The organism is Pseudomonas sp. MYb327, assembly GCF_040438925.1.
In the GTDB taxonomy this organism is placed as follows: Bacteria; Pseudomonadota; Gammaproteobacteria; order Pseudomonadales; family Pseudomonadaceae; genus Aquipseudomonas.
In genome coordinates this window covers 4,071,397-4,096,340 of sequence record NZ_CP159258.1, presented here as the reverse complement: position 1 = coordinate 4,096,340, position 24,944 = coordinate 4,071,397, and the positions used below count along the sequence as shown (strand labels likewise).

18 protein-coding genes are annotated in these 24,944 nt (G+C 58.7%); 8 read left to right on the top strand and 10 right to left on the bottom strand.

Annotated features, from left to right (window positions below; genetic code table 11):
• Window positions 1-71 precede the first annotated feature (71 nt).
• The gene (locus ABVN21_RS18450; protein ID WP_339553496.1) at window positions 72-4,799 is read right to left on the bottom strand and encodes a membrane-targeted effector domain-containing toxin; all 4,728 of its coding nucleotides are present in this window, start codon (window positions 4,797-4,799) and stop codon (window positions 72-74) included.
• A gap of 189 nt (window positions 4,800-4,988) precedes the next feature.
• Between ABVN21_RS18450 and ABVN21_RS18445 the strand changes: the two genes are divergently transcribed.
• Both ABVN21_RS18445 and tadA read left to right on the top strand, forming a co-directional pair.
• Window positions 4,989-6,365: a multicopper oxidase family protein gene (locus tag ABVN21_RS18445; RefSeq protein ID WP_339553497.1), complete on the top strand. Its 1,377-nt coding sequence runs from the start codon at window positions 4,989-4,991 to the stop codon at window positions 6,363-6,365.
• Complete coding sequence (tadA, locus tag ABVN21_RS18440) at window positions 6,365-6,862, top strand: tRNA adenosine(34) deaminase TadA (protein ID WP_339553498.1); 498 nt, start codon at window positions 6,365-6,367, stop codon at window positions 6,860-6,862. Before ABVN21_RS18445 ends, tadA begins: the two co-directional genes overlap by 1 nt.
• A gap of 125 nt (window positions 6,863-6,987) precedes the next feature.
• On the opposite strand, the gene cmoB is transcribed toward tadA, so the two are convergent.
• From cmoB to ABVN21_RS18405, 7 genes are all read right to left on the bottom strand, one after another.
• Entirely contained in the window at window positions 6,988-7,944 is a 957-nt protein-coding gene (gene cmoB / locus ABVN21_RS18435; RefSeq protein ID WP_339553499.1) for a tRNA 5-methoxyuridine(34)/uridine 5-oxyacetic acid(34) synthase CmoB, read from the bottom strand.
• Window positions 7,941-8,720 carry a carboxy-S-adenosyl-L-methionine synthase CmoA gene (cmoA, locus tag ABVN21_RS18430; protein WP_339553500.1) on the bottom strand — a complete coding sequence of 260 codons (780 nt, stop codon included), beginning with the start codon at window positions 8,718-8,720 and terminating at the stop codon, window positions 7,941-7,943. Before cmoA ends, cmoB begins: the two co-directional genes overlap by 4 nt.
• 149 nt (window positions 8,721-8,869) lie before the next feature.
• The gene (locus ABVN21_RS18425) at window positions 8,870-9,505 is read right to left on the bottom strand and encodes a lysoplasmalogenase (RefSeq protein WP_339553524.1); all 636 of its coding nucleotides are present in this window, start codon (window positions 9,503-9,505) and stop codon (window positions 8,870-8,872) included.
• Between the two features lie 2 nt (window positions 9,506-9,507).
• Window positions 9,508-9,900, bottom strand: a complete 393-nt coding sequence (locus tag ABVN21_RS18420) for a protease inhibitor I42 family protein (RefSeq protein ID WP_339553501.1) — start codon at window positions 9,898-9,900, stop codon at window positions 9,508-9,510.
• A gap of 217 nt (window positions 9,901-10,117) precedes the next feature.
• Window positions 10,118-12,535, bottom strand: coding sequence for an endopeptidase La (lon, locus tag ABVN21_RS18415; RefSeq protein ID WP_339553502.1), 2,418 nt, complete (start codon window positions 12,533-12,535; stop codon window positions 10,118-10,120).
• Between the two features lie 293 nt (window positions 12,536-12,828).
• Window positions 12,829-15,240 (bottom strand): glucose/quinate/shikimate family membrane-bound PQQ-dependent dehydrogenase, encoded by a 2,412-nt coding sequence (locus ABVN21_RS18410; RefSeq protein ID WP_339553503.1) that lies wholly within the window; start codon window positions 15,238-15,240, stop codon window positions 12,829-12,831.
• Between the two features lie 212 nt (window positions 15,241-15,452).
• Window positions 15,453-16,835, bottom strand: coding sequence for a carbohydrate porin (locus ABVN21_RS18405; protein ID WP_339553504.1), 1,383 nt, complete (start codon window positions 16,833-16,835; stop codon window positions 15,453-15,455).
• A gap of 269 nt (window positions 16,836-17,104) precedes the next feature.
• On the opposite strand from ABVN21_RS18405, the gene ABVN21_RS18400 reads away from it, so the two are divergent.
• Both ABVN21_RS18400 and ABVN21_RS18395 read left to right on the top strand, forming a co-directional pair.
• On the top strand, window positions 17,105-17,335 hold the full coding sequence (locus ABVN21_RS18400; protein ID WP_339553505.1) for a VF530 family protein: 231 nt from the start codon (window positions 17,105-17,107) through the stop codon (window positions 17,333-17,335).
• A gap of 2 nt (window positions 17,336-17,337) precedes the next feature.
• A complete protein-coding gene (locus tag ABVN21_RS18395; RefSeq protein ID WP_339553506.1) occupies window positions 17,338-17,982 on the top strand; it encodes a Pr6Pr family membrane protein in 645 nt (214 codons plus the stop codon).
• A gap of 115 nt (window positions 17,983-18,097) precedes the next feature.
• Here ABVN21_RS18395 and ABVN21_RS18390 read toward each other — a convergent pair whose 3' ends face one another.
• Window positions 18,098-18,886 carry a siderophore-interacting protein gene (locus ABVN21_RS18390; protein WP_339553507.1) on the bottom strand — a complete coding sequence of 263 codons (789 nt, stop codon included), beginning with the start codon at window positions 18,884-18,886 and terminating at the stop codon, window positions 18,098-18,100.
• Window positions 18,883-19,458 (bottom strand): PadR family transcriptional regulator, encoded by a 576-nt coding sequence (locus ABVN21_RS18385; protein WP_339553508.1) that lies wholly within the window; start codon window positions 19,456-19,458, stop codon window positions 18,883-18,885. Before ABVN21_RS18385 ends, ABVN21_RS18390 begins: the two co-directional genes overlap by 4 nt.
• Before the next feature lie 398 nt (window positions 19,459-19,856).
• Here ABVN21_RS18385 and ABVN21_RS18380 point away from each other — a divergent pair, with 398 nt between their 5' ends.
• The 4 genes from ABVN21_RS18380 to ABVN21_RS18365 all read left to right on the top strand — a co-directional run bounded on the left by ABVN21_RS18380 (window position 19,857) and on the right by ABVN21_RS18365 (window position 24,357).
• Entirely contained in the window at window positions 19,857-20,348 is a 492-nt protein-coding gene (locus ABVN21_RS18380; protein WP_339553509.1) for a CS1 type fimbrial major subunit, read from the top strand.
• Window positions 20,349-20,453: 105 nt separating this feature from the next.
• Complete coding sequence (locus tag ABVN21_RS18375; protein WP_339553510.1) at window positions 20,454-22,976, top strand: TcfC E-set like domain-containing protein; 2,523 nt, start codon at window positions 20,454-20,456, stop codon at window positions 22,974-22,976.
• Between the two features lie 56 nt (window positions 22,977-23,032).
• A complete protein-coding gene (locus ABVN21_RS18370) occupies window positions 23,033-23,773 on the top strand; it encodes a molecular chaperone (protein WP_339553511.1) in 741 nt (246 codons plus the stop codon).
• A gap of 95 nt (window positions 23,774-23,868) precedes the next feature.
• Window positions 23,869-24,357: a CS1 type fimbrial major subunit gene (locus ABVN21_RS18365; RefSeq protein WP_339553512.1), complete on the top strand. Its 489-nt coding sequence runs from the start codon at window positions 23,869-23,871 to the stop codon at window positions 24,355-24,357.
• Window positions 24,358-24,944 lie beyond the last annotated feature (587 nt).

The following is a 24,944-nucleotide window of genomic DNA, read 5'->3' as shown; positions in this document are numbered from 1 at the left end:
CCCCCGATCGTGAGATCGGGGGCTTTTTGCATTTCGGGGGGATGCGTACCCGTGAAAAAGCGGGTGGTCAGTTAAAGCGGCAAACGGCCTACCAGATCCATGCCCATGCGGCTGAGAGCCCAGGTCAGTTCGACGATGTTGTCATACGGCACCTGATGCACATCGGTCCATGACGGGCGATTGATCAGGTATTTGCCGTCAGCCGTATGCTCGACGAGAGTGCGGACAAGTTGACCGACTCTGCTGCGATGAATCAGCGTCCAGTTCCCATTCGATTTCACGAAGGTGAACATCCCTTGCCGGAACAGTAGTCGTTCGAGCTCGGCCGGTGTCCTTTCGAGCAACGGCAGTGGCGACTGCAAACTCATGTCAGCGTACAGAGTGTCGTAATTGCCGACTGTGGATTCGGGTTGAGTGGCAAAACCGCGCCCAATTTCAATCCCTCTGTCCGTTTCGATCAGCAGGTGGTTTTCAGGCAGCACCTCCTCTATGCGCAATCCGATACCGCCCTGCATTTCGCTGATGCCCGCCATGCCGCGGAAGGTGTTTATGTTTTGCTGATCCGTCAGTACCACCCATTTGCCAGCTCCGTTGAGGGATTTTTCCGCCTGCATGATGGAGTGGGTGAGGTAAGTCTTGATGGCTTGTTCGTGCATGTCGGGAAGTGGCGAAGCGGGGTAGCGGTAGCTCGCCAGGCAGTCTGTTGCCTGAACGCGAATGCCGTTGAGTCGGGCAGCCTTGACCACTTGAAGCGGCGTGTATCGTCCGGAGGGGTCGCTTTCCAGCCGTTGCAGATACTCCTCGAGGTCGCTGGACATTTCCCCGGTCTGGAAGAATTGGAGGAGGTCCAGTTGACTGAAGTCATTGAGCAGACGATGGAAGTAGAGCGTCTTGACACCCTGACGCGCGAGGGTCGGCATGTTCTCGATGAGAAACTGCATGCTGGCAATGCGATCCTGGCTTTCGCCGACCACCAGGCCCGGTGCCGCGTCGAATACTTTTTGAATCAGTTCAGTAACCGTAGTCGAAGGTGTAACGGCAGGAAGCTCCGGGCGTGGGGGCAATGAACGTGTGAAGCCGCTGTGGGAAAAAAACTCACGAGCGTCTTTCGACAACTTGGCACGAGACGCTGCAACGTATTCATCGTAAGTGGACATTCCGCGCAGACTGCCGTTTGGCTGGCGGACGATTCTGATGTGGGTCTCTCTTATGCCCAGCGCGAGCTTTCTCAGGCGCAGTCCCCCAGACACATCATAGGGAGTGACGGGGCGGCCCGGGTTTGCTTGTGGAGGGTTTGGAACAGCTATTTGTGACCTTCCCGGCAGGTTATTGCCACCACCCTGTAGACCGTTGCGTGGCAGGGTTTCCCATTCACCCTCGGCGTTGATGCGTACCGGAATCGAGTTCGTGAAGCTGTTCGGGTTTTCCGGGTCGATGATTGCCCAGTGCCCTGCACCATTGAGGTCGCTCTCGTAGCGCACGTAGTACGCGAGGTCGTTCATCAGGATGGCGGATGACGGGTTGGACTCGAGCTGATAAATACCCTGGAATTTCCCAGGCTCGCTCACTGGCGTTTGACCTTCGAGCAGTTCGTTGGCTTGCCAGTGGCTGGGTACTTCGACGCGTTGGGAGATTTCAGGCAAGGCTGAGTCGACTTCTTCAGCGAGTTCGGCGGGCCAACCCATGGGTTTCATGCCTTTGGCGATCAATGCCTCTTTCAGTTCATCGAGGTTATTCACCGTCATGGATTCGTAGGCGGGCCGAAGCGGAGTATCCAGGTTGAGCCTGCCACCGGGTGTCGTCCTGATCACGCTGTCGGCCATTCGACCTTCGGCGTTGCGATACACCACCAGGGCGCTGCTTCGGTAGCGCTGGAAGGTGAACATCCCCGGTTTCGGCAACAGAACTCTGAGGTCATGCGGGGTTCTGTACGCCCATTGGGTTTCCACCTGAAGACGCCAGTCACCTTTGATCGAGTCATGGATGCTGTCGACGTCGGTCCCGTCCGACACTTCATAAACGGGGGAGTCCGGATAGTCTGCGTATTCCACGGGTAACCCCGGGTCGGCGCCAATGGATTGCGCTTGTCCTGGTGCCACGTCGTCGATGCGGATGCTCAACGCGTCCGTCTGTTCGCTGATGCCTCGATAACCTCTGAACGTCGCCATGTTCTCGTGATTGACCAGGGCCACCCATTTAGCTGGCGCTTTTAACGCTTCATTGAATTGAATGACTTCGCTTGCAAAAAAACTCCGTGACGACTGGTAATCCGACTCCCAGGCGAAAGCTTCTTTGTTGATGTTGTAGGTCGTCGACATGTCGATGGCCTGTACCCGAATGCGCTGGGCATTGGCGGCTTTCACCAAATTCATCAGATTGAATTTGCCAGTGGGATCGTTGCCGGCCTTGATATCGAGTTTTTGCAGGTAGTTATCCAGCTCGGCGGGCATTTCGCCGGTTCGTGCGAAAGCATCCAGTTCGGGTTGATTGACGTTCACCAGCAGTTCCTGCAAGTACAGCGTCTTCACCCCGCGCTGAGCGAGGGCGGGCATGTTCTCGATCAGGAACTGTTTGCTGCCGATGCTGCCTTGGCTTTCGCCGATGACAAGTCCCGGTTTTTGCGCGAATGCCGTTTCAAGCAGGTCGCCGGGCGATGCGATCGACTGCGCTGAAGCAACCGGTAAACGGGGTACGGGGGGGTGAAGGTCGTACCAGGCCCTGGCATCACTGACGAGCGTTTGGCGAGGTACTTCCTGAGCCATTTCGAACTCGCTGAAACTGACTTCCTCTTCAACGACAGGAAGCCTGAGCCAACTCTGGATGTTTGCCCTGACGTCGCGTCCCACCACGCTCTCGACGTCGATTCCGCCAACCGACCAAATTCGCCTGAATGGACTGCGAACGTCTGCACCCCCGAGCGCCCATTTCCTCATCGCAGGGTCTTCAAGGCCCGGCAGATGAATGCCTGGCGTTCGTGCCCACTCTTCGACGTCAGCCCCGCCACTTACGCCCTCGGCAAACTCAATGGGTGCTTCCATGCCGCCCTTGAGGCCCAGCTTGGGTACGACTTCCCACTCTTCAGCGGCAGTCAAAAACCGCACCGGAATCGATCTTGAAAACGAGTCGGGGTTGGCCGGGTCGATGATTGCCCACTGGCCACGGCCATTGAGGTTGTTTTCGTAGCGTGTGTAGTAGGCATTGCCCCTTAGCTTGATCGCGCTGGAGGGATTGGACTGGAGTCGATAGGTCCCCTGGAACTTGCCCGGCTCACGGACAAGTGTTGCGTCGTCCAGAACCACATCGACTTTGTAGGCATCCGGCACTGATAACGGTGAACTGCCTGTGCCCGTGTTGCCGGGTGTGCCCGTTACAGGTCCAGACGGCTCAGACGTTTCCGTCGATTCACCAACGGACTCGCTGCCTTCATCCGGTATTAATGCTTCGCGATACTCGGCCATTTCACTCGCTTCGGCGGCATCAATTTCGGGGCCGATTTCTTCCAGCGAGCCCGGGCCCTTGAGAACGAGCAAGTTGAACAGCACATCGATACTGGCGAACACCGCACCCAGGACACCGGCCTTGCGCTCTTCGGCGGTCTTCGCATTCTGGGCCTGATCGATGTTCAGGCCCAGGTTGGCGATGCTGGCCCCGACCAGGGGCAATGCAATCGGCCAGCCGACGACCGCCATCGGGCCAAACACTTTCACACCGGCACTGAGGTAGCCGATCCACAGCTTCTTGCGTAGGTCGCCATTGGAGGTCAATGAAAGATCGGCCTCGGCGAACATCGCGTCTTTGCTCGAATCGCGCAGCCAGTTGAAGGCATCACCGCTGATGATCCGGTTTGTCTTGTTGATGAGGTGATGGTCGTACTTGCCCCAAGTGCTGACCAGCCGATTCATCAAGTCGGTGATATTCTCGGCGATGGTCTGGCGATCGGCCATGGAAAAGTGCGTCATGAACGCCTGACGTGCAGCGTCTTTGTTCATCTGCTGCAACATCCAGTAGTGCATGTCCGTCTCTGTTTCCAGCACCTTGAAGGCGACGGTTTCACCGGGCAGGTAAACCATTTGCCGGCCCTTGGGCGCAACGAAACGAAGGACATTGGTGGCGACGTAGCCATCGACATCCAGCGCCCGAACGTTATCCGCGCAAGGATGCTGTGCTTGCAGCAATTGCAGGGTGACAGGCCAGGTGACCGGACCGATGACAGCGTCGGTGACGAACTGGAAATCCTCGTCGCTCAACTGGCGTTTGTCCCGTGCCTTCACCGCCTCGATGAGAAAGTTGCACTTGGCCAGGGTACGGAAGTCGGCAGCGGATGTGTTCCAGAAGGTTGTCAGGCGCTCGCGGTACATCGAACTGAAATCGATGCTCCAGAATTCCTTGAGCACTTCGTTGCCGTGCAGGCGCACTTCGTTGGTTTCATTGAAGGTGCCGGCGTTCGAGCCGGCGGTATAGAAGCCCGCATAGACGTCCAGCAGGTCGGCATTGTCCTGGTCGCTGGCGCGAAAGCGGTGGATTACCAACTGCGTCAGGGTCATGGAGGACGTCGGCGTGGCTTTGACATGCTCCCAACCGGTAAAAGTTCTCGAGCTGCTTTGGGCGGCGTCGAAACGGTGGAAATACACCTGATCCGGATCGAGGCCGGTGAGGCCGGTTTTTTTCAGCAGGTCACTGGCGGCTTCGTGCGCGGTGTCCTGCAGGCCGGGGCAGGTCTGGATGACGCTTTTGGCGATGGCTTTTAGCGCGGCTTTGTCGGCGGCATTGGGTAGCGGACGTATTTCGTTCGGGTTCATGCACTCTCTCTCCTTGAGAAGAACGGGACGTCGAGGATGACCCGTTCGTGCAAGGCCTGTGCACTACATAGTTATATCCGGGCTGATGTGCGGCCACAGGTCGCCCTTACTGTTTCGCAGTTGCAGGTGTATCGTATTCGCCTTTTGCAGGCCCCGGGCCTGACGCTGATTTGTGAGGTAGTTGAGTTCATGTCCTTTTCCCGTCGACAAATACTCGGTGGTCTGGCCGGTCTTGTGGTGGTTGGCGTGGGGGCGGGCGGTGCGTCGCGTTACTGGCTGGGCAAGAGGGCCGACGCGGATGCCGGTCACGACTATGAACTGATTGCCGCACCGCTGGACGTCGAGCTGGTGCCAGGACACAAGACCGAAGCCTGGGCGTTCGGCCCGTCGGCACCGGGCACCGAGTTGCGCGTGCGCCAGGGTGAATGGCTGCGGGTGCGCTTCATCAACCACCTGCCGGTTGCCACGACCATCCACTGGCATGGCATCCGCCTGCCGCTGGAAATGGACGGCGTACCGTACGTCTCGCAGCTGCCGGTGCTGCCGGGTGAATACTTCGACTACAAATTCCGCGTGCCGGATGCCGGCAGCTATTGGTATCACCCCCACGTCAACAGCAGCGAAGAACTCGGTCGTGGACTGGTCGGCCCGCTGATCGTCGAAGAGCGCGAGCCCACCGGATTCAAGTATGAAAAAACCTTGAGCCTGAAGAACTGGCACATCGATGAACAGGGTGCGTTCGTCGACTTCAGTATTCCCCGTGAAGCGGCCCGTGGCGGAACGGCGGGGCGTCTGTCGACCATCAATGGCATCCCGCAAGCGGTGATTGATTTGCCGGCCGGGCAGATCACCCGAGTACGCCTGCTCAATCTCGACAACACCCTGACTTATCGCCTGAACATTCCCGGCGTCGAAGCGCAGATCTATGCGCTGGACGGCAACCCCATCGAGCCGCGTCCGCTTGGCAAGGAATACTGGCTCGGTCCCGGCATGCGCATTTGCCTGGCGATCAAGGCCCCGCCGGCCGGTGAAGAATTGTCCCTGCGCAACGGCCCGGTGCGACTGGGAACGTTGCGGTCAGTCGCCCACACGGACGCCCCGACCGAATGGCCACCCGCGCTGCCCGCCAACCCGGTGGCCGAGCCGGACCTGGCCAATGCCGAGAAACTCAACTTCAATTTCGAATGGGTCGGTTCGGTGTCGGTGAACGTCGATAACGGCAAACCGCCGAGCCTGTGGCAGATCAACGGCCAAGCCTGGGACATCACCGACAAGACCTGCGCCGACCGCCCGATTGCCAAACTGGAAAAGGGCAAGAGCTACATTTTCGAATTGAAAAACATGACTCAGTATCAGCACCCGATTCACCTGCACGGCATGAGCTTCAAGGTCATCGCCTCGAACCGGCACAAGGTCATTCCGTACTTCACCGACACTTACCTGTTGGGCAAGAACGAGCGCGCGCAAGTGGCGCTGGTGGCCGATAACCCCGGCGTGTGGATGTTCCACTGCCATGTGATCGACCACATGGAAACCGGCCTGATGGCCGCTATCGAGGTGGTGTGATGCGTCAGATTCGTCCCGCGGCGATCATCGACCGCAGCCGTGATCGCGACTTCATGCGTGAAGCGCTGGCGTTGGCTGCCCAAGGTGCTGCTCTCGGCGAAGTGCCGGTGGGCGCAGTGCTGGTGCAGGACGGTGAAATCATCGGTCGCGGCTTCAATTGCCCGATCAGCGGCAACGACCCGAGTGCTCACGCCGAGATGGTCGCGATCCGCGCCGCCGCCCAGGCTGTTAGCAACTATCGCCTGCCGGGCAGCACCCTCTATGTGACGCTGGAGCCGTGCAGCATGTGCGCCGGGCTGATCGTCCATTCACGGATTGCGCGGGTGGTGTACGGCGCGCTGGAGCCGAAAGCGGGGATCGTGCAGAGCCAGGGGCAATTTTTTACCCAAGGCTTTTTGAATCATCGGGTGTTGTTTGAAGGCGGGGTGTTGGCGGAGGAATGCGGGGCAGTGCTTAGCGAATTCTTCAAGGCCCGCCGCGCGAAGCCCTCAGACTGAACTCGACACTGTAGGAGCTGGCTTGCCAGCGATGGCGTCGGCGTATCAAACATTGATGGCGACTGATGCAGCGCTATCGCTGGCAAGCTCTCCTACAGGTTCAATTGGTGTTTGGGGGGATTGGGTTACTTCTTCGCCACAATCACCGCCCGCATCGGCGCCGGCAGCCCTTCAATGGTCTTGCTGTGATCTTGCGGATCAAGGAAGTCGCTCAACGACTGATACTTCATCCACTCCGTCCCGCGTTGTTCCTCGACCGAGGTCACGCTCACGTCCACGCATTTAACGTCGGTGAAACCGGCACGCCGCAACCACAATTCCAGCGCCGGAACCGACGGCAGGAACCACACGTTGCGCATCTGTGCGTATCGGTCTTCCGGCACCAGCACTTGATGTTTGTCGCCTTCGATCACCAGGGTTTCCAGCACCAGTTCACCGCCCTTGACCAGGCAATCCTTCAGCGCCAGCAAATGCTCGATCGGCGAACGGCGGTGGTAGAACACGCCCATGGAAAACACCGTGTCGAAACCTTCGAGGTTCGGCGGCAGGTCTTCGAACGGGAAGGGCAGGTGCCAGGCGTTGGGCTCGGACAGGTAACGTTGCACGGCCTGGAACTGGCAGAAGAACAGCCAATTCGGGTCGACGCCGATCACACTGTCCGCGCCGGCGCCGAGCATGCGCCACATGTAGTAGCCGTTGCCGCAGCCGACATCGAGGATACGTTTGCCCTTCAGGTCCAGGTGCGGGGCGACCCGTGACCATTTCCAGTCCGAGCGCCATTCGGTGTCGACGTGCACGCCGAACAGGTCGAACGGCCCTTTGCGCCATGGCGACAAGCCCATCAGCGCGGTGCGCATCTGCGCGCGGGTTGCGTCGTCGCAATCGGTATCGAGCTTCAGGCCGTTGAGTAAATCGACTTCGCTCGGCTGGATCTTCGGCAGGGCGTCCAGCGCACTCTGCCAGCGCTCCAGGTCGCCGTGACCCTTTTCCATTTTCTTGTCGAGTTGCGCTTGCAGGGTGTTCGCCCATTCGGCCAGTGGAGTACCGGCCAGACGGCGGGCGAGTGGAGACAGATCAATCATGGCAAGGCAATCAACGAGGCAAAGTTAAGACACTGGAACCACGGCACGACTTTCGAGAAGCCGGCGGCCAACAGGCGTTCGCGGTGTTCTTCAAGGCTGTCGGGCTTCATGACGTTTTCGATGGCACTGCGCTTCTGGGCGATTTCCAGTTCGCTGTAGCCGTTGGCGCGTTTGAAGGCGACGTGCAAGTCGGTGAGCAGCGCGTGTTCCTGTTCGTCTTCAAAACGCAGTTTTTCCGAGAGGATCAGCGCACCGCCCGGCAACAGCGACTGGCGGATACGCGACAGCAACGCCGTACGTTGCTCCGGGGCGATGAATTGCAGGGTGAAGTTCAGCGCCACCACCGAGGCTGGCTGGAAGTCGAGGGCGAGAATGTCGCCTTCGATCACTTCGACCGGCAACAACTCCTGGAACATCGAGTCCTGGCCGTTGAGGTATTCGCGGCAGCGCTCGACCATCGCGGCGGAGTTATCCACAGCGATTACCCGGCAACCGTCGGTGCGCACGTGGCGGCGCAGGGCCTGGGTCACGGCACCGAGGGACGAGCCCAAGTCGTAAAGCACGCTATTAGGCTGGGCGAACTGCGCGGCGAGCACGCCAAGGTTTTCGACGATGGTCGGATAACCTGGCACCGAGCGCTTGATCATGTCCGGGAACACCCGCACCACGTCCTCGTTGAAGGCGAAGTCAGGCACCTGGGCCAAAGGCTGGGCGAAAAGGCGATCGGGTTCTTTGCTCACGGCGGTTCCAGCGGCGTAGGTGGAAAAGGCCGGCATTTTAGCCAAGTTGGCGCGGGGATGCGCGGGTTGTCTGATAAAGAGGCATGCCTCGGAATCTTCGCCATCAGTGATATTGCTTTCGCGAGCAGGCTCGCTCCCACAGGTTGATCACCGTTCCCGTGGGAGCGAGCCTGCTCGCGATAGGGTCAACGCGGTTGCTGAGTGAACGCCGAGGCAGTGATGCCCCATTGCCCCAGCCAATAACTGAGGATGATCACGTATGGCGCGGCTTCGAAGGGCACCACGAAGCGGCTGATGCCAATCACGCTGTCCGAGAACACGAACGCCACCGCACCGGCCGCTGCCAGCAACGCTGAACGTTTCGGAACATCGGTGCCGAGTCGCGCCATCGCACGCCAAAGCATGGCGCTGATCGCCAGACCATAGACAATCACCGGGATCAGCAGCGGCCCGAGTCCGTGGGAGATCAGAATCCCCAGCAGCACCGCACCGACGCCAAGGGCCAGGATCAGCGGCAACACGGCCAATCGCCGGCAATCGCTCAAGTACGCTTTCAGATAAGCCAGGTGCGCGACCAGAAATGCCCCAAGGCCAAACACAAACAAATCCCCCGGCCACGCCAGCAACACATCGCCGATCAGGGAGAAAATCAATCCGAGACTGATCCAGCGCCGATACTCGCTGGGTGGTGCGTCGTGCAGCCAGCCGAGCAGCGCCAGAACGGGCAAAGGCTTGACCAGCAGGCACAGCAGCGCGGCGTGCACGCTCAGGCCATAGAGAAAAGTCACCGCGCCCATCAGCGCCAGAATCAGCCAGCCCACGATCAGTTGACCGAGATGTTGCAGTCGAAGGAATCCACCGGCAGCACTTCTGGCGCCCAAGGTTGTTGCGAGGTCAGACGCAGGCGCCCGGTCCCGGGGGCGAAGGCCTGAAAGCGCCAGGTCGACACACCCGCCGCGCCGACGATGCCGGCGTCTTCCGGGTTTCGATACACCTCTGGCCCGAGGGCGTGCAACACGCCACCGGCCGAATCCTGAATGGCCCAGCGATAACCCGTGGTCGGATTGCTCGGCAGGGTCAGGATCAGGTTTTGCCCGTTGGTGAGTTTCACCGGGCATTCGCTTTGTTTTTCCACGGTCACGTTGTGTTTCGGTTGCGTGGCGCAAGCGGCCAGCAGCGCGAGGGCGAGGGGGACAAACAGGCGAGTGGGGGACATAAGGTCAGGGGCTCCGGCGTTCACGACGAACGGCGAGCATAACCGAGATGAGACAAGGTGTGACAGCCAGGGAGTTGGCGTTGACAGTGCCGACGCCATCGCTGGCAAGCCAGCTCCCACAGTGGTTGTGTGTCGATCGAAAAATATATGAACGACGCACGCTCACTGTAGGAGCTGGCTTGCCAGCGATAGCGGCGGTGCAGGCACTACAGAAAGGTCAGAACAATACCTTCGCCACATCCGCAAAGCGCTTGGCAAAGTGCACGGTAATCCCTTCCTTCAGATACTCCGGCAATTCCTCGAAATTCCCGCGATTGGCCTCCGGCAAGATCAGCTCGAAAATCTTCTGCCGCCGCGCTGCAATCACCTTCTCGCGCACGCCGCCAATCGGCAGCACGTGCCCGGTCAACGTCAGTTCGCCGGTCATGGCCACGCCTTTTTTCGGTGGCTGGTTGCGCGCCAGGGAGAGCAGGGCGCTGGCCATGGTCACGCCGGCGCTCGGGCCGTCTTTCGGCGTCGCGCCTTCCGGTACGTGCAAGTGCACGAAAGCTTCGTCGAAGAACTTCGGATCGCCGCCGAAAGACTTCAGGTTGGAGCTGACGTAGCTGTAGGCGATTTCCGCGGATTCCTTCATCACGTCACCCAATTGCCCGGTGAGTTTGAAGCCACGGCTGAGGGTGTGGATGCGCGTCGCTTCGATCGGCAAGGTCGCGCCGCCCATGCTGGTCCACGCCAGACCGGTGATCACGCCGGTTCCCGACAGCACTTGCTCGTTACGGAACACCGGTTTGCCGAGTGAAGGTTCGAGGTCTTTGGGGCCGAGCTTGATCACCGCGTTCGGGTCGTCGAGCAGTTTCATCACCGCTTTGCGTACCAGTTTGCCGAGGTTTTTCTCCAGCTGACGGACCCCGGCTTCACGGGCGTAACCGTCGATCAAGGCTTTCAGTGCGCTGTCGCTGATGCTCAGGCTGCCTTTCGATACGCCGGCCTTCTCAAGCTGTTTCGGCCACAGGTGACGCTTGGCGATGGCGACTTTTTCTTCGGTGATGTAGCCCGACAGGCGAATAATTTCCATCCGGTCCAGCAACGGGCCGGGAATCGAATCCAGGGTGTTGGCGGTGCAAATGAACAGCACTTTCGACAGGTCCATGCGCAGGTCGAGGTAGTGGTCGAGGAATTCGACGTTCTGCTCCGGATCGAGGGTTTCCAGCAGCGCCGAGGCCGGGTCGCCCTGGTAGCTTTGGCCCATCTTGTCGATCTCGTCGAGCATGATCACCGGGTTCATCACTTCAACGTCTTTCAACGCCTGCACCAGTTTGCCAGGCTGCGCGCCGATGTAGGTGCGGCGGTGGCCCTTGATCTCCGCTTCGTCACGCATGCCGCCAAGACTGAAGCGGTAGAACGGCCGACCGAGGGATTCGGCGATGGATTTGCCGACGCTGGTTTTACCCACGCCCGGCGGCCCCACCAGCAATACGATGGAACCGCTGATTTCGCCTTTGTAGGCACCCACCGCGAGGAATTCGAGGATGCGGTCCTTGATGTCGTCGAGGCCGGCGTGGTGGTTGTCCAGCACCTTGCGCGCATGCTTGAGGTCGAGTTTGTCCTCGCCGTAAACGCCCCACGGCACCGAGGTCGCCCAGTCGATGTAGTTGCGGGTGACCGCGTACTCCGGCGAACCGGTTTCGAGGATCGACAGCTTGTTCATTTCCTCTTCGAGGCGCTTCTGCACCTGTGCCGGCAGGACTTTGCCCTCCAGCCGCTGTTCGAACTGTTCGAGGTCGGCGCTGCGGTCGTCCTTGGTCAACCCAAGCTCCTGCTGGATGACCTTGAGCTGTTCCTTGAGGAAGAATTCGCGCTGATGTTCGCCGATCTTGCGGTTTACTTCGGCGGAAATCTCTTTCTGCAAGCGCGCGACTTCGACTTCCTTGCGCAGCATCGGCAGGACTTTTTCCATGCGCTTGAGCATCGGCACGCAGTCGAGCACTTCTTGCAGCTCGCTGCCGGTGGCGGAGGTGAGCGCGGCGGCGAAATCGGTCAGCGGCGACGGGTCGTTGGGGCTGAAGCGGTTGAGGTAATTCTTCAGCTCTTCGCTGTACAGCGGGTTAAGCGGCAGCAGTTCCTTGATCGCATTGATCAGCGCCATGCCGTAGGCCTTGACCTCGTCGGTCGGCTCGGTGGGCTGGTGCGGGTATTCGACTTCCACCAGGTACGGCGGGCGATGGTGCTTGAGCCAGGTGCGGATGCGTACGCGGGTCAGGCCTTGGGCGACGAATTGCAGTTTGCCGTTTTCACGGCTGGCGTGGTGCACCTTGACCAGCGTGCCGTAGAGCGGCAGGGCCGAGGTGTCGAAGTGGCGCGGGTCTTCCTGGGGCGTGTCCATGTAGAACAGGGCCAGGGAGTGGTGTTCGGACTTACTGACCAGGTCGAGGGTTTCGGCCCACGGTTCTTCGTTGACGATGACCGGCAGCACTTGGGCCGGGAAGAACGGTCGGTTATGGATCGGGATGATATAGACCTTGTCCGGCAGGTTCTGGCCGGGCAGGGCGAGGCCTTTGCCGGTGGAGTGGTGTGTGTCGTTTTCCGGGTCGGCGTATTCACTCGGGTCTTCGGGGAATTCTTGCTGGTCGCTCATTTGGGCACCTGCGCAATGGGTATGGGTCTTAGATGGGGCAGGTTGGCGGTGGTTTCAATGATGCCTTGGCGTTAATGGATCATTCGAAGGTGTGTTCAGCAGGGATTCAGGTTAGCTGGATACTGAGACGATGCAGCCATCTGTAGGAGCCGGCTTGCTGGCGATGGTGTGTCAGCCACGGTGATGTTGCCTGACACAATCGCCAGCAAGCCGGCTCCTACAGTGTTTTTCACACGGGCACAAAAAAGGCGACGCCTGTGGGGGCGTCGCCTTTGTACTACTGCCGTTACAACTTACTCGGACAGTTTGTACGCAATCACATAGTCACCCTGCTTGGTGCCCAGCGAGCCGTGACCGCCGGCGACGACGAGCACGTATTGCTTGCCGTCCTTGCCGGTGTAGGTCATTGGCGTGGTTTGCGCGCCGGCCGGCAGGCGGCCTTCCCACAGTTGCTTACCGTTTTTCACATCGTAGGCACGCAGGTACTGGTCGAGGGTGCCGCTCAGGAAACCGACGCCACCGGCGGTGGTGAAGGTGCCACCCAGGCTTGGCACGCCCATGCTCAGCGGGATCGGAACCGGCGAGCTGTCGCGCACGGTGCCGTTCTTGTGCTTCCAGAGGACTTGGTGGGTGGTCAGGTCGACCGCCGCCACATAACCCCACGCTGGCGCCTGGCACGGCAGGCCCATAGGCGACAGCAGCGCTTCGAGGACTACACCGTACGGCGCGCCTTTGTTCGGCTGCACACCTTCGGTTTCGCTTTTGCGCGGGCCTTGGGCAGCGATTTCGGCGGCCGGGATCATTTTCGATTTGAACGCCATGTAGCTCGGGTTCACGAAAGCGATCTGGCGCACCGGGTCAACCGAGATACCGCCCCAGTCGAACACGCCGAAGTTGCCCGGATAAACGATCGAACCTTGCAGCGACGGCGGAGTGAACGGGCCGTCGTAGCGCATGGACTTGAAGTCGATCCGGCAGATCAGTTGATCGAACGGCGTGACACCCCACATGTCGCGTTCCTGCAACGGAGGCGGCATCAGGTTCAGGTCGGACTTCGGCTGGGTTGGCGAGGTGTGGTCGCCTTCCACCGCGCCTTGCGGCACCGGAATTTCATTGATCGGCACGATGGCCTGGCCGGTGCTGCGGTCCAGCACGTAGATGCTGCCTTGCTTGGTGGACGCGAGAACGGCTGGCTTCACGCCGTCAGCGGTTTTCAGGTCCATCAGGGTTGGCTGGCCACCGACGTCCATGTCCCACAGGTCATGGTGAGTGAACTGGAAGTGCCAGCGCACTTGACCGGTGGCGATGTCCAGCGCAGTCAGGCCGGCGGCGTGCAGCTCCGATTCAGGGGTGCGAGCACCACCGAACTGGTCCGGGGTCTGGTTGCCCATTGGCAGGTAAAGCATGCCGAGTTTTTCATCGACGGCGAACATGGACCACATGTTCGGCGAGTTGCGGGTGTAAGTCTTGCCCTCGGCAATCGGCGTGGTGTCGTCCGGGTTGCCGCTGTCCCAGTTCCACACCAGTTTGCCGGTGTGCACGTCGAACGCACGGATCACGCCGCTCGGTTCGTCGGTGGAGACGTTGTCGGTAACGTGGCCGCCAATGACCACCAGATCCTTGGTGACCGCGGGTGGCGAGGTGGAATAGTAACCGCCAGCAGCGAAGCCGCCGATGTTGGCACGCAGGTCAACCTGGCCCTTGTCGCCGAAGTCTTCGCACATCTTGCCGGTGTCGGCGTTGAGGGCGATCAGACGGGTATCGGCGGTCGGCAGGAAGATCCGGCGCGGGCAGACGTTGTTGACAGCTGCCGGGCTGGCGCTGCCGGTCGGGCTCTGTTCGGAGGCGTAGACGGCGTCATCGTGATAGCTCACGCCACGGCAGGTCATGTGCGCCCAACCCTTGAAGTTCGCCGCGTTTTGCGTGGAAAGCTTCGGATCGAAACGCCAGATTTCCTTGCCGGTGTCCGGGTCCAGCGCGATCACCTGGCTGTGCGGCGTGCACACGTAAAGCATGCCGTTGACTTTCAGCGGGGTGTTTTCGGCGGTGGTTTCGCCCGGGTCGTTCGGCCCTGGCAGGTCGCCGGTGCGATAGCTCCACGCCTCAACCAGCTTGTGCGCATTCTGCGGGGTGATCTGCGCCAGTGGCGAGTAACGGTCGCCATGGGCGCTGCGGCCGTAGGAGTTCCAGTCACCGTCGGGCATGGCCGGGGCGGTGTTGGTCATGCCTGGCACGCTGTCACGGTCCAGTTGACCCTTGATTTCACCTGGGTTGGTGAACTGGCTGGCCAGTGCGGCAACGCCGGCAATGACCACGGCCACGCCCAGGGCGCCCGTGCCCATCGGCGCCGCGCCTGCGCGCAGCAGCGGACGGCGGAACCACGGCAGCAGCATGACGATGCCCAAGGCAAACAGCAGTGCCAGACGCGGCACCAGTTGCCACCAGTCGAGGCCGACTTCCCACAGGGCCCACACGGTACTGGCGAACAGTACCAGGGCGTAGAGGCCCAGCGCGGCGCGGCGGGCGGCGATCAGCAAGACGCCGGTCAGCGCCAGGCCGATACCGGCCAGCAGGTAATACAGTGAGCCGCCCAGCATGCTCAGCTTGATCCCCCCGGCCAGCATGGCCAGGCCCATCAGCAGAAGCAGAATGCCGAGCAGGCTCGGCAATAGACGGCTTCGACTCAAGGCACCATCAGTGCTCATAGTGTGATTCTCCGTGATGTTTCAAGTAGTCCCGCGCAAGTTCACTGTAGATGACGATCCTGTGCGGGCAGGGTTCAGATAAAAACCGGTTGGTTGATCACCTCTCTGTAGGAGCCGGCTTGCTGGCGGTAGCGGTATACCTGTCGCATCAATGTTGACTGATACGCCGCCATCGCTGGCAAGCCAGCTCCTACAGGGTTTTGTGGTGCTATTTAGAACGATGACTGGATCTTGATCCCGCCAATCAGTGCGTCATCGACCTCGTTCACGCCACCGGGGTGGCGGATGTATTGCAGGTTCGGGCGCACGGTCAGCCAGTTGGTCACGTGCACGCCGTAATAGAGTTCGGCGCTGTATTCGGTGTCTTGCGGCGGCAAAAAGGCCGGGTCGTCATAGTCGAAAACCGTGTGGGCCTGATTGGTCGCTTCTGCGTTCTTGCGATAGGCCGGGTTGACGTGCACGCGAGCCATGGCGAAGCCGATGTCATCCTTGGCGCGGGCGTCGAACAGACCTTTGTAGACGACGCCGGCCTGGACGTAGTTGTCGATGGCGTTGGTCTTCTTGTCATGCATCGTACCGTTGGCGAACACGCTCAAACCGCGGCTGTGATCGCTGGCGATGCTGGTGATCTGCTGCTGAATCCCCAGCCACACACCATGCTTGCTCGACGCACTGCGGTAAGCCTCGCCACTCAGGGCAGCGGGTTGGCCGTTGCTGTCCTTGTAGGCGTCGGTGGCGTTGGCGTTGCTGTAGTAGTAACCGGCGCGGTATTCGCCCGGCAGGCCGTTGAGCTTGGGCGTCCACACCAGTTCCACCGGCAGGATTGCACCCTGGGTGCCGCTGCCGCTGAGCTTGAAGCCGTTGTCGCGATCAAGGTTCGACGGGTTTTGTTCGTACACGCCAACCTGCGCGTACAACTCCGATGTCAGGTGATACTTGACCCGCATTGCCCACTGGCTGACTGGCCAGTTGTACCAGATGCCACCCACCCAGTTACCCACCTGCGAGCCGCAGAACGCCAGGTTCTGGAAGTCGCAGGGGAAGCTGTTGAAATCTTCGCCTTCGCCAAAGCGGCCGACCTTGATATCGAGCTTCTGGTCGAAGAATTTCTGCTGATACCACATCTGCGTCAGGCGCCAGGTCTGGCCACGGCCCCAGACTTCCTGAGCCGAGGTGAAACCACCCACGCGCGGATCGTTGATGCGGTCGTTGCTGATGTTGTTGCCGCTGCGTTCAGTAACGGTCAGCTGAAATTCGGCATCGTCCCAGCCGAGGATTTTCTGCAAATCCATATGCGTGCCGAGGGCGAACTGATCGCTGTAGCGCGCGGTGCGGTCGTGATCGTAGCCGCCGTGCAGGTTGCTGCCCATTTCACCGGTGTAATCGAGTTTGAAGTCGTAGCCTTTTTCCGCAAGTTCGGTGCGAGTGCCGTTCCAGTCGCCGAGCATCCAAGGAGAGTCACTATCGAATGCCGGTGCAGCGTGAGCGCAGGTGGCAAGGCTCAAAGCGGTCAATCCGCCGATCAGGTTCAGTACTTTCGGGCAGTTGGCCATCGTAAAGACAGCGCTGTCTTGCGAGGAGTGTAAATCAGGCATAGAGGAGAATTTCTTGATCTTTTTCTAGGGGATAAACGGAAGCGACGGGAGAAAAACGGCTTGGCAGAAGCGTTTCAGCTAAGGCGGGTGCAAGGATAATGTTCTGTTGCAAATAGAGAAAGGGCTTTTACTGACATGCATCGTTTCGGATTTGGTAACAGTCTGATCGGCGCGATATTCAGGGCTCACCTACATTTAATGAGCTTCCCCCCAACGAAGCCCTCGGCTAAGGTGCGCGGCTTCCCATCCTCTTCGTTCAAAGGCCCGGCATGACCGAACAGAACAACGACCCGCTGCACGGCGTAACACTGGAGCAAATCCTCAACGCCCTGGTTGAACACTACGAATGGTCGGGGCTGGCCGAGCGCGTCGATATCCGATGCTTCAAGAGTGACCCGAGCATCAAGTCGAGCCTGACGTTCCTGCGTAAAACCCCATGGGCGCGCGAGAAAGTCGAACGCCTGTACGTAAAGCTGATGCGCACCAAGCGTCCGCTCTGAACATGCTCATTTCGTCGACGTCAGCGGCTGCCACGCGGCGTCGTTTTGTCGCCGTGGCTGCCGTTCTCGGCTGGGCCGGATTAAGCATTCAGCTGTACCTGATTTTCTATTCGCGCTGGACCTTGGCAGCCAGTTTGCTCGGAGGGCTGGTGAGTTTCTTCAGCTACTTCACGGTGCTGAGCAATACCCTGGTGGCGACCGTCCTGACCTGTGAACTGACCTCCCGCGAATCGGCGGCGCGTCGCTGGTTTTTGCAGCCGTGGGTCACTAGCGGCATTGCTGTGAGCATTGCGATTGTGGGCCTGGCCTACAACCTGCTGCTGCGCCATTTGTGGCATCCCGAAGGTTGGCAATGGCTGGCCGATGAGCTGCTGCATGACGTCATGCCGCTGCTGTTTCTGGCGTATTGGTGGTGTTGTGTTCCGAAGGGTACGTTGCGAATGCGGCACATCGGGTTGTGGATAATTTATCCCCTGGTGTACTTCGCCTATTCGCTGCTGCGCGGGCATTTGCTGGCTGCATATCCGTATCCGTTCATTGATGTGGAAAAGCTGGGTTATCCACAGGTGTTTATCAATGCCGGGGGATTGTTGGCGGGGTTTGTGGTGATTTCACTGGTGCTGATCGGATTGGATCGACGTCGTTAACCCTGGCCACTCCACACCGAAACTGTAGGAGCTGGCTTGCTAGCGACGGCGGCTTAACGTTCAACGCAGGGTTGAAGGGCCTCATCGCCAGCAAGCCGGCTCCTACAGAAACAATTCACTCTTCGTCGCTGTCATCCAGCCGCCAGTAACCCACAGCCTTGACGAACTGCTCATCCAGCCCGTGCTCATCGAGTAACACCCGGCGAATCTGCCGTGACACTTTGGTCTCGGTCGCGACCCACGCATACAGATTGCCGGCAGGCACTTGCACCTGCTTCACGGTGTTCAGCAAATGGTCCTTGCCACCCTCGCGCAGCACCCAGATCACATTGACCTCGGCCGCGCTCTCCAGCACCTGCTGCTCCTTGCCGTTCTCCACTTCGATAATCACCAATGCACGGCGATTCGCGGCCAGGCCTTCAAGACGCCGGGCAATGGCGGGCAGGGCGGTTTCGTCGCCGATCAACAGGTAGCTGTCGAACATGTCCGGCACGATCATCGAACCCCGTGGTCCGCCGATGTGCAGGAATTGTCCCGGCTTGGCCTGTTCGGCCCAAGTCGAGGCAGGGCCATCGCCGTGCAGCACGAAGTCGATGTCCAGTTCCAGGGTGTCGAGGTCGTAGCGGCGTGGTGTGTAGTCGCGCATGGCCGGCATTGGACCTTCGCTTTTTCCGGCACCGAGTTTCATGGTTTCCATCGCCGCTTGTTCCGCCGCGTTCTGCGGGAACAGCAGCTTGACGTGGTCGTCCGTACCGAGGCTGACGAAGCCCGCCAACTCAGGTCCGCCCAGGGTAATCCGACGCATGCGCGGCGTCAGGTCGACCACGCGCAAGACCTCCAGACGACGGCGTTTGATCTCGTGCATGACGCGGTGAATCGTTTGTTGTGCAATCACTTCAGTCATTCGGCTTTCTCCTGGGCAGCTTGAACGGCGGGGCCGTCGACGATGGCTTTGGCGGTGTCGTTGAGCAGGGCAGCGACGCGCTGGATTTCTTCCGCGCTCCAGCGGCCGTGGTGCAATTGCAATGCATGACGCAGGTTATGCACGGCTTCGTGAATTTCTGGCGGGCGATCATGGCCGCGCAGCGAGCGTTTGCTCACATCGATGCGCACCCGCACACCTTCCAGGGCGACGGCTTGTTCGGTCAGGGACTGACGCCCGGCGTCGGTCACGCTGTAGCGTTTTTTCCCGCCTTCGGCGTCGCCCTGGATCATTTCGCTTTCTTCCAGAAAGGTCAGGGTCGGGTAGATCACGCCGGGGCTCGGGCTATAGGCACCGTCGAACATGCCTTCGATCTGGCGGATCAAGTCGTAGCCGTGGCATGGCTGCTCGGCAATCAACGCCAGCAGCAGCAGTTTCAGATCGCCGGGGGCGAACACTCGTGGACCGCGACCGCCGCGTTCGCGGCCGGGGCGTTTCTCGAAGCCGTCGCGGCCGTCGCCGTGTTCGCGGTGGGGGGAATGATGGTCTCTCATTTCTGTGCTCTCTCGTCTTATTTAGATACAACTTAAGATATATCTTATGGAGAATGCAAGCGACGTCGACCAACGGTGACGGGGCCACACACAAAAAATGTCCGGCGTAGGGCGAGAAATTAAGAAGTAAAAAAATATTGCACTTGTGTCTGTAGTGTTTGAAAACACATGAGTAGGACTTTTCAATCAATAAATTAATCGTTACGGATTGGTTTGTTTTACCTACTAAGTACTCAGAGTATTCCTACATACTTTTCTTATGATTTTCTAGAGGATCTGCGCCATTGAAAGTCTGGCCAAGTTATCAATCACGATCCTTATTTCTATGCGGTCAATAAGGCTTGATGGTTTGGTTGGACTTTCAATTGCCTGTCACTTACTAAGAAAGGTCTGAAAGTATGTTCAAGAAAATCGCCTTTTCCGCTCCATTAGCCATTCTGGCATTGAGCTCTTCTTTCGCATTTGCCGTCGAAGAGTCTCGCAGCACCATCAACATCACCGCCAAAGTCCCAAGCAGCGTTTTCCACGCGCAACCGGTTGATCCGAACTTCGGTAAAGCCGAAACAATGGATTACGACATCCCGTCTGGCACACTGAGTTCGCTGCGTGCGGATTACTATGTGAAGCACACTGACGGTGCAGTAGGCGCCTATGTTGAAGGCGGTCCGCAGCCTTTGTTCAATGGTGCTGATGAGATTGCTCTGACCTACACCTTCAACGGTATAGCACTGACGGCAGTTTCCAAGGAAGTTGTGACTGAAGCCGCAGCGAAGCCCGGCATCAAGGCCGAACTTTCGATTGTTCCAGCCACACCAGCCGCGGGTAAGAACGGTGTTTACACCGCAACTCCGGTCGTCGTGTTTGATGCGATCCCGAAAGTTGGTCCTTAACTCGCTGTGAACTAAAAACATCGATTGTTCGATGGTGTTATCGGTCGGCGGGCATTTAATGTTCGTCGATCGAGTTTTTATCTTTATATCCAGAGTAATGACTTCATGTTCCCGATGACTCCCATCGCGGCAGCGCTCGCTTTTTTTTTAAGTGCAAGCGCTTTGGCGGCGCCAACGGACAATGGCCATTCACCTCGTAGTTTGCTGGCACAGGCCAAAGGATTGCCGGCCGAGTTCGAAGAGCACTTTTTTGATGTGCCGTTGGCGGTGCGAGTGGAACTTGATCAACAGTTTGTCGGGGAGGCGATGGTCGTGCTGAGCCGCGATGATCGCATCACCCTTATGGATTTTACTGACGTCCGCGACAGCCGGATTAAACCCGATCAACGGGACATCTGGTCGAATTACCTCAAGCAAGGCGTATTACTCGGCAGTTGTCAGGGCCAGTGCCCGGAACAATTGCTGGCTGTGCATTACAGCCTGGAAAATTCGATGGTCTCGATCCTTACGGAAAATGCCGAGCACGACGATCAGCTGCAGCGTTATTACCAGTTGCCCGACGGCGGTAGTAGCGGCCTGATCGTGCGCAATCAATTGAACCTCAATGGCGGTCAGAACCAGGACCTGGGCGGGCGATACGGCCTGGAGGCCAGCAGCAGCCTGGGCAATTGGACCCAGACCGCCAACGTGCAATTGTCCCGCACGGGGGGAGTCGACCACTCGCTTTACCACGCCGTGCACAGTCTTTACACCCAACGTGAACTGGAAGGCAGTTTTCTGCGCCTCGGATACTTCACGCCCGCCACTGAAGGCTTGACCCGTCAACCACGCTCGTTCGGCGCAGGTCCCGACACCTCATTAGGTGTCATGTATGGCAGTTCCGACAGTCTGGTCATCAACAACCCCAAACCGGCGGTTTATCCCATTTACGTCACGGCCAATCGCCAGGGCTCCGTGGAAATCTACCGCAACGGTTTGCTGATCAACTCGCAAGCCGTGCCCGCTGGATTGCAGACGCTCGACACCCGATCGCTGCCCGGGGGGATTTATGAAGTGGAAGTGCGACTGATTGAAGACGGAAAAATCACCTCCAGCACTCAGGAACTGGTCTACAAACCGAACAACTGGCGCCATCACGACGAACGCTGGCGCTACAGTTTGTTTGCCGGCCGTGAATCAAAACTGCTGAGCAACTGGGAAGAGCAGGACGACGGCGATTTGACCGCCGGCGCGGCGCTCAACTTCTTGTTGCACCCGCGGGTGATCCTCGGCATGAGTAGTCGGCAGGTGCGCGATACATTGCAATTCGGCTCTTCGGTCGACTGGGCGGTCGTCGATAATGCCAGCTTGTTTGCCAACGTCTATCAGACTGAGAACTACGGCACGGGCCTTGATGTGCAAGGTTTGTACTCTTACGGCAAGGGCAGCGTCGTCGCCAGCCATAACCGTAGCTGGCTCGACACGACCCGCCTCTACGACACCCTGCCCGATGGCACGCGAGTGCGACAGCGCAACGTGTTTGTCGGCCAGGCCAGCCAGTCCTCTTTATCGCTCAACCACCGCTTGAGCCAAAAAAACTCCGTCAGCGCCCGGGTATCACATAGCCAGGGCAATACCGAAGGCACCGGCGTGGATCTGGGGTGGACCCAGCGCAGCGAGCTGTTTGGCAGCGACGCCAACTGGCGGCTCTCCCTGTTTGATCGTCCGGGCAGTTTCAGTTCCGGAGACCACCGTAATCGCGGGGTCGATTTGAGCCTCAACATTGAGTTGGGCGGACCTGGGGGACAACTGTCCGGCAGTATCGGTACCCGTACGGCCCGTGACGGTGAGCGTGACAACAACGCGTCGATCACCTATCGCAAAGAACTCCAGAATCACGTGCTGCAAAGTGTCTCGGCAACGGCGACCACCGACACTTATGGCGTGGGCATGTCCGCCATGGCGATGATGCAATCGGACCTGGTCAACGGTGACGGCTTTATCCAGCGTTCTTCCTACAACAATGACCTCACAGGCGGCCTCAATCTGGACAGCACGTTCGCGGTCGGTGCGCGGAAAATGGTCATCACCAGCCAGGCCCACCGTGAGGGCGCGGGCATGATCATCGACGTGGAGTCGGACCTCGACGGCATTGCCTTGCGCGCCGACGACTTGAGCGGCGGCAGCGCGGTGCTGCGGCCAGGGCGCAACTTTGTACCCCTTACGGCTTACAAAAGCAGCTCGGTGAGCTTCGATTTCGAAGGCAATCACGTGCCTGCCGCGAGCATCCAGCCGCCACGCTCCAGCTATCACCTGAACAAGGGCGGCGTGGAGTACCGCAAGATCACCATCAGCAAAACCGTCACCGTACTCGGCCGTCTTGTCGACCCCCAAGGCAAGCCGCTCAAGGGCCATCACATCATCAATCACGCCAGTCGTGGCGTGAGTGAAGTCGACGGCTTTTTCTCCATGGAAATGAATGCCGGTTCACCCACGCTGGAAGTGCGTTTCGGTAATCAGTTGCTTTGCCAGTTCCGTCTGGACCCGAACAACGCGCGTAGTGAAAACGATGTGCTGATGATTGGTGAGTTGCGCTGTACGCCGGAGACGTTAGCCGACGCAAATCGTGATTTTTATAAGGCTGGTTGAATGAACTGGACACCGATAGTCAGGTTTCGCTGAATTTAATATTGAGGTAGCAAGTCATGAAACGCCTGTTGGCATTGTTTGGTTTTTCCATGTTTTCTCACGCCGCCCTAGCGGCTCCGCAAATTAATGTCGGGGTAGTCTACGACTATCTCGATGGTGACAAAAGTTCGTATCTGAAACGCGTGTTCAACGGTGGTGACAGTACAGCTTTCGTCAAGATCAATATTCTTGAAATTATTTATGACGCAGATGGCAAAGCCCGGGAAATACCCTTGGTCAACCAGGCCGACGGCACTTCGCGTGACGGCTTGATGGCCAGCCCGGCGCGATTGATCGTGCCGGCCGACGGCATGCAGGGCTCGCGTTTGCTGTACGTCGGCGAGCGTGAGAAAGAACGTTACTTCCGCGTGCGTTATATCCCGGTAGTACCGGAAAAAGAAGATGAATTCGCCGTGTCGGCACAAGAGAAAGAAGACTATAAAAAAAACCTGTCGGCCGGGGTTAACGTACTTGCCGGTTATGGCACGGTGTTCTTCGTCCGTCCAAAAGAAACCCGCTTTGACAGCGTGATCGAGAATGATGCAGGGCAGTACCGGATCCGCAACAACGGCAATAGCGTGGTGGTGATCGAGGAATTCAAAGACTGCTCGATAAAGAACGAACTGGAGTGCCAGCCACCCAGCAAACATCACATTCTGCCGGGTCGAAGTTTCCAGTTCGAAAAGCAGGCCGGTCGTCACTACCGTTTTACGATGGTCGAAGGCAGTAAAAACCAAAATCTGGACGTCAAGGGATAAGGCCGCCCAGGTGAGCGGATAAAGTTTCCTTGAAGTAACCAGTTCAATTAATCCAGTTTTTTACAACATTGAAGTGTTAGCTGCGGGTGAAGGTCATGTTCAAAAAATGGATCACTGTCACCTCGATGGTGTGTCTGACGCTAGCCAGTGTTTGTGCGTTTGCATTGGTGGAGCGCGAAACCTTCGAAGTGTCGGTCACTGTCCCTGTTGCAGAGTTTTATGTGCTTCCGGTAGACCCGGGCTGGATGGGAGTCGAGCAGGAATTGCACTGGAATTTGACAACGCAGGAGTTGAGTTCCCTGCGTAAATATTTCGATGTGAAAAATGCTAACGGCGGGATCGTCGCGCGATTAAGTGCAGAGCCTTATATCAGTAACGGCAGGGACGTCGACAACATTGCGCTGGAGGTCATGTTCAACCGGATAAAACTCACAGTGGACAATGCCGAAGTCATTTCGGAGCTGGATGGGAAAACCGGAAAGCGCGTGGAGTTATTGATTGCGGCAGTCAGGCCGGATGATGGTTATAAGCCCGGAGTCTATTACGGCAGTGTGCATATGATTTTTGAGGCCCTCGCTCCTTGATGCCTCAGGGGTAACCGCGTGGCGCTTATTTCGCCCTATTGAAATTCCAGGTTAATTCAAAATGAAGTTATTTTTTTCGCCAGGAACGATGGCTGCGTTCTCGTTGGCGGGTGGCTTGCTGGCCGGGTTGCATGTCTCGTCTGTCGGCGCAGTGGAGCAAGACATAACCGCGACGTTCGTGCCTGATCCGGCGAACCAGTTGGTCAACCGGTTTGTCAACACAACGCCACAGACCGGGGTGTGCCCAAACTATATCGCTGCCCGTTGTGCGCAATTAGGCATCTTCAGTCTGCGGGTGCCCGACCTGAAATTTCGCTCTATACAGCCGATTCCGGCCGGGCATACCGATCCCAGGCAGGGAGCGACCTTCAGTGTGCCGTCAAGCTGGCGCCCAGTGGACGTTGTCCACAGTCGCACAGGTGAGCGAGAGACCGTTGAAGTACGCATCGCCGGAATTGGTGGTACTTGGAACATCGCGAGGCCACCGGGAGTCAGTGCCTGGACGCCGCCGGGTAGCAGCTATTGGCGAAAACCATGGACAACACCGCCGCCCCCCTGTAGCGGTCTCGATATTAATGTCGCCGGAG

What these genes read in the sequence shown, in the direction of transcription:
- ABVN21_RS18450 (WP_339553496.1), bottom strand. Translation starts at nt 4,799, where the DNA reads ATGAACCCGAACGAAATACGTCCGCTACCCAATGCCGCCGACAAAGCC.
- ABVN21_RS18445 (WP_339553497.1), top strand. Translation starts at nt 4,989, where the DNA reads ATGTCCTTTTCCCGTCGACAAATACTCGGTGGTCTGGCCGGTCTTGTG.
- tadA (WP_339553498.1), top strand. Translation starts at nt 6,365, where the DNA reads ATGCGTCAGATTCGTCCCGCGGCGATCATCGACCGCAGCCGTGATCGC.
- cmoB (WP_339553499.1), bottom strand. Translation starts at nt 7,944, where the DNA reads ATGATTGATCTGTCTCCACTCGCCCGCCGTCTGGCCGGTACTCCACTG.
- cmoA (WP_339553500.1), bottom strand. Translation starts at nt 8,720, where the DNA reads ATGCCGGCCTTTTCCACCTACGCCGCTGGAACCGCCGTGAGCAAAGAA.
- ABVN21_RS18420 (WP_339553501.1), bottom strand. Translation starts at nt 9,900, where the DNA reads ATGTCCCCCACTCGCCTGTTTGTCCCCCTCGCCCTCGCGCTGCTGGCC.
- lon (WP_339553502.1), bottom strand. Translation starts at nt 12,535, where the DNA reads ATGAGCGACCAGCAAGAATTCCCCGAAGACCCGAGTGAATACGCCGAC.
- ABVN21_RS18410 (WP_339553503.1), bottom strand. Translation starts at nt 15,240, where the DNA reads ATGAGCACTGATGGTGCCTTGAGTCGAAGCCGTCTATTGCCGAGCCTG.
- ABVN21_RS18405 (WP_339553504.1), bottom strand. Translation starts at nt 16,835, where the DNA reads ATGCCTGATTTACACTCCTCGCAAGACAGCGCTGTCTTTACGATGGCC.
- ABVN21_RS18400 (WP_339553505.1), top strand. Translation starts at nt 17,105, where the DNA reads ATGACCGAACAGAACAACGACCCGCTGCACGGCGTAACACTGGAGCAA.
- ABVN21_RS18395 (WP_339553506.1), top strand. Translation starts at nt 17,338, where the DNA reads ATGCTCATTTCGTCGACGTCAGCGGCTGCCACGCGGCGTCGTTTTGTC.
- ABVN21_RS18390 (WP_339553507.1), bottom strand. Translation starts at nt 18,886, where the DNA reads ATGACTGAAGTGATTGCACAACAAACGATTCACCGCGTCATGCACGAG.
- ABVN21_RS18385 (WP_339553508.1), bottom strand. Translation starts at nt 19,458, where the DNA reads ATGAGAGACCATCATTCCCCCCACCGCGAACACGGCGACGGCCGCGAC.
- ABVN21_RS18380 (WP_339553509.1), top strand. Translation starts at nt 19,857, where the DNA reads ATGTTCAAGAAAATCGCCTTTTCCGCTCCATTAGCCATTCTGGCATTG.
- ABVN21_RS18375 (WP_339553510.1), top strand. Translation starts at nt 20,454, where the DNA reads ATGTTCCCGATGACTCCCATCGCGGCAGCGCTCGCTTTTTTTTTAAGT.
- ABVN21_RS18370 (WP_339553511.1), top strand. Translation starts at nt 23,033, where the DNA reads ATGAAACGCCTGTTGGCATTGTTTGGTTTTTCCATGTTTTCTCACGCC.
- ABVN21_RS18365 (WP_339553512.1), top strand. Translation starts at nt 23,869, where the DNA reads ATGTTCAAAAAATGGATCACTGTCACCTCGATGGTGTGTCTGACGCTA.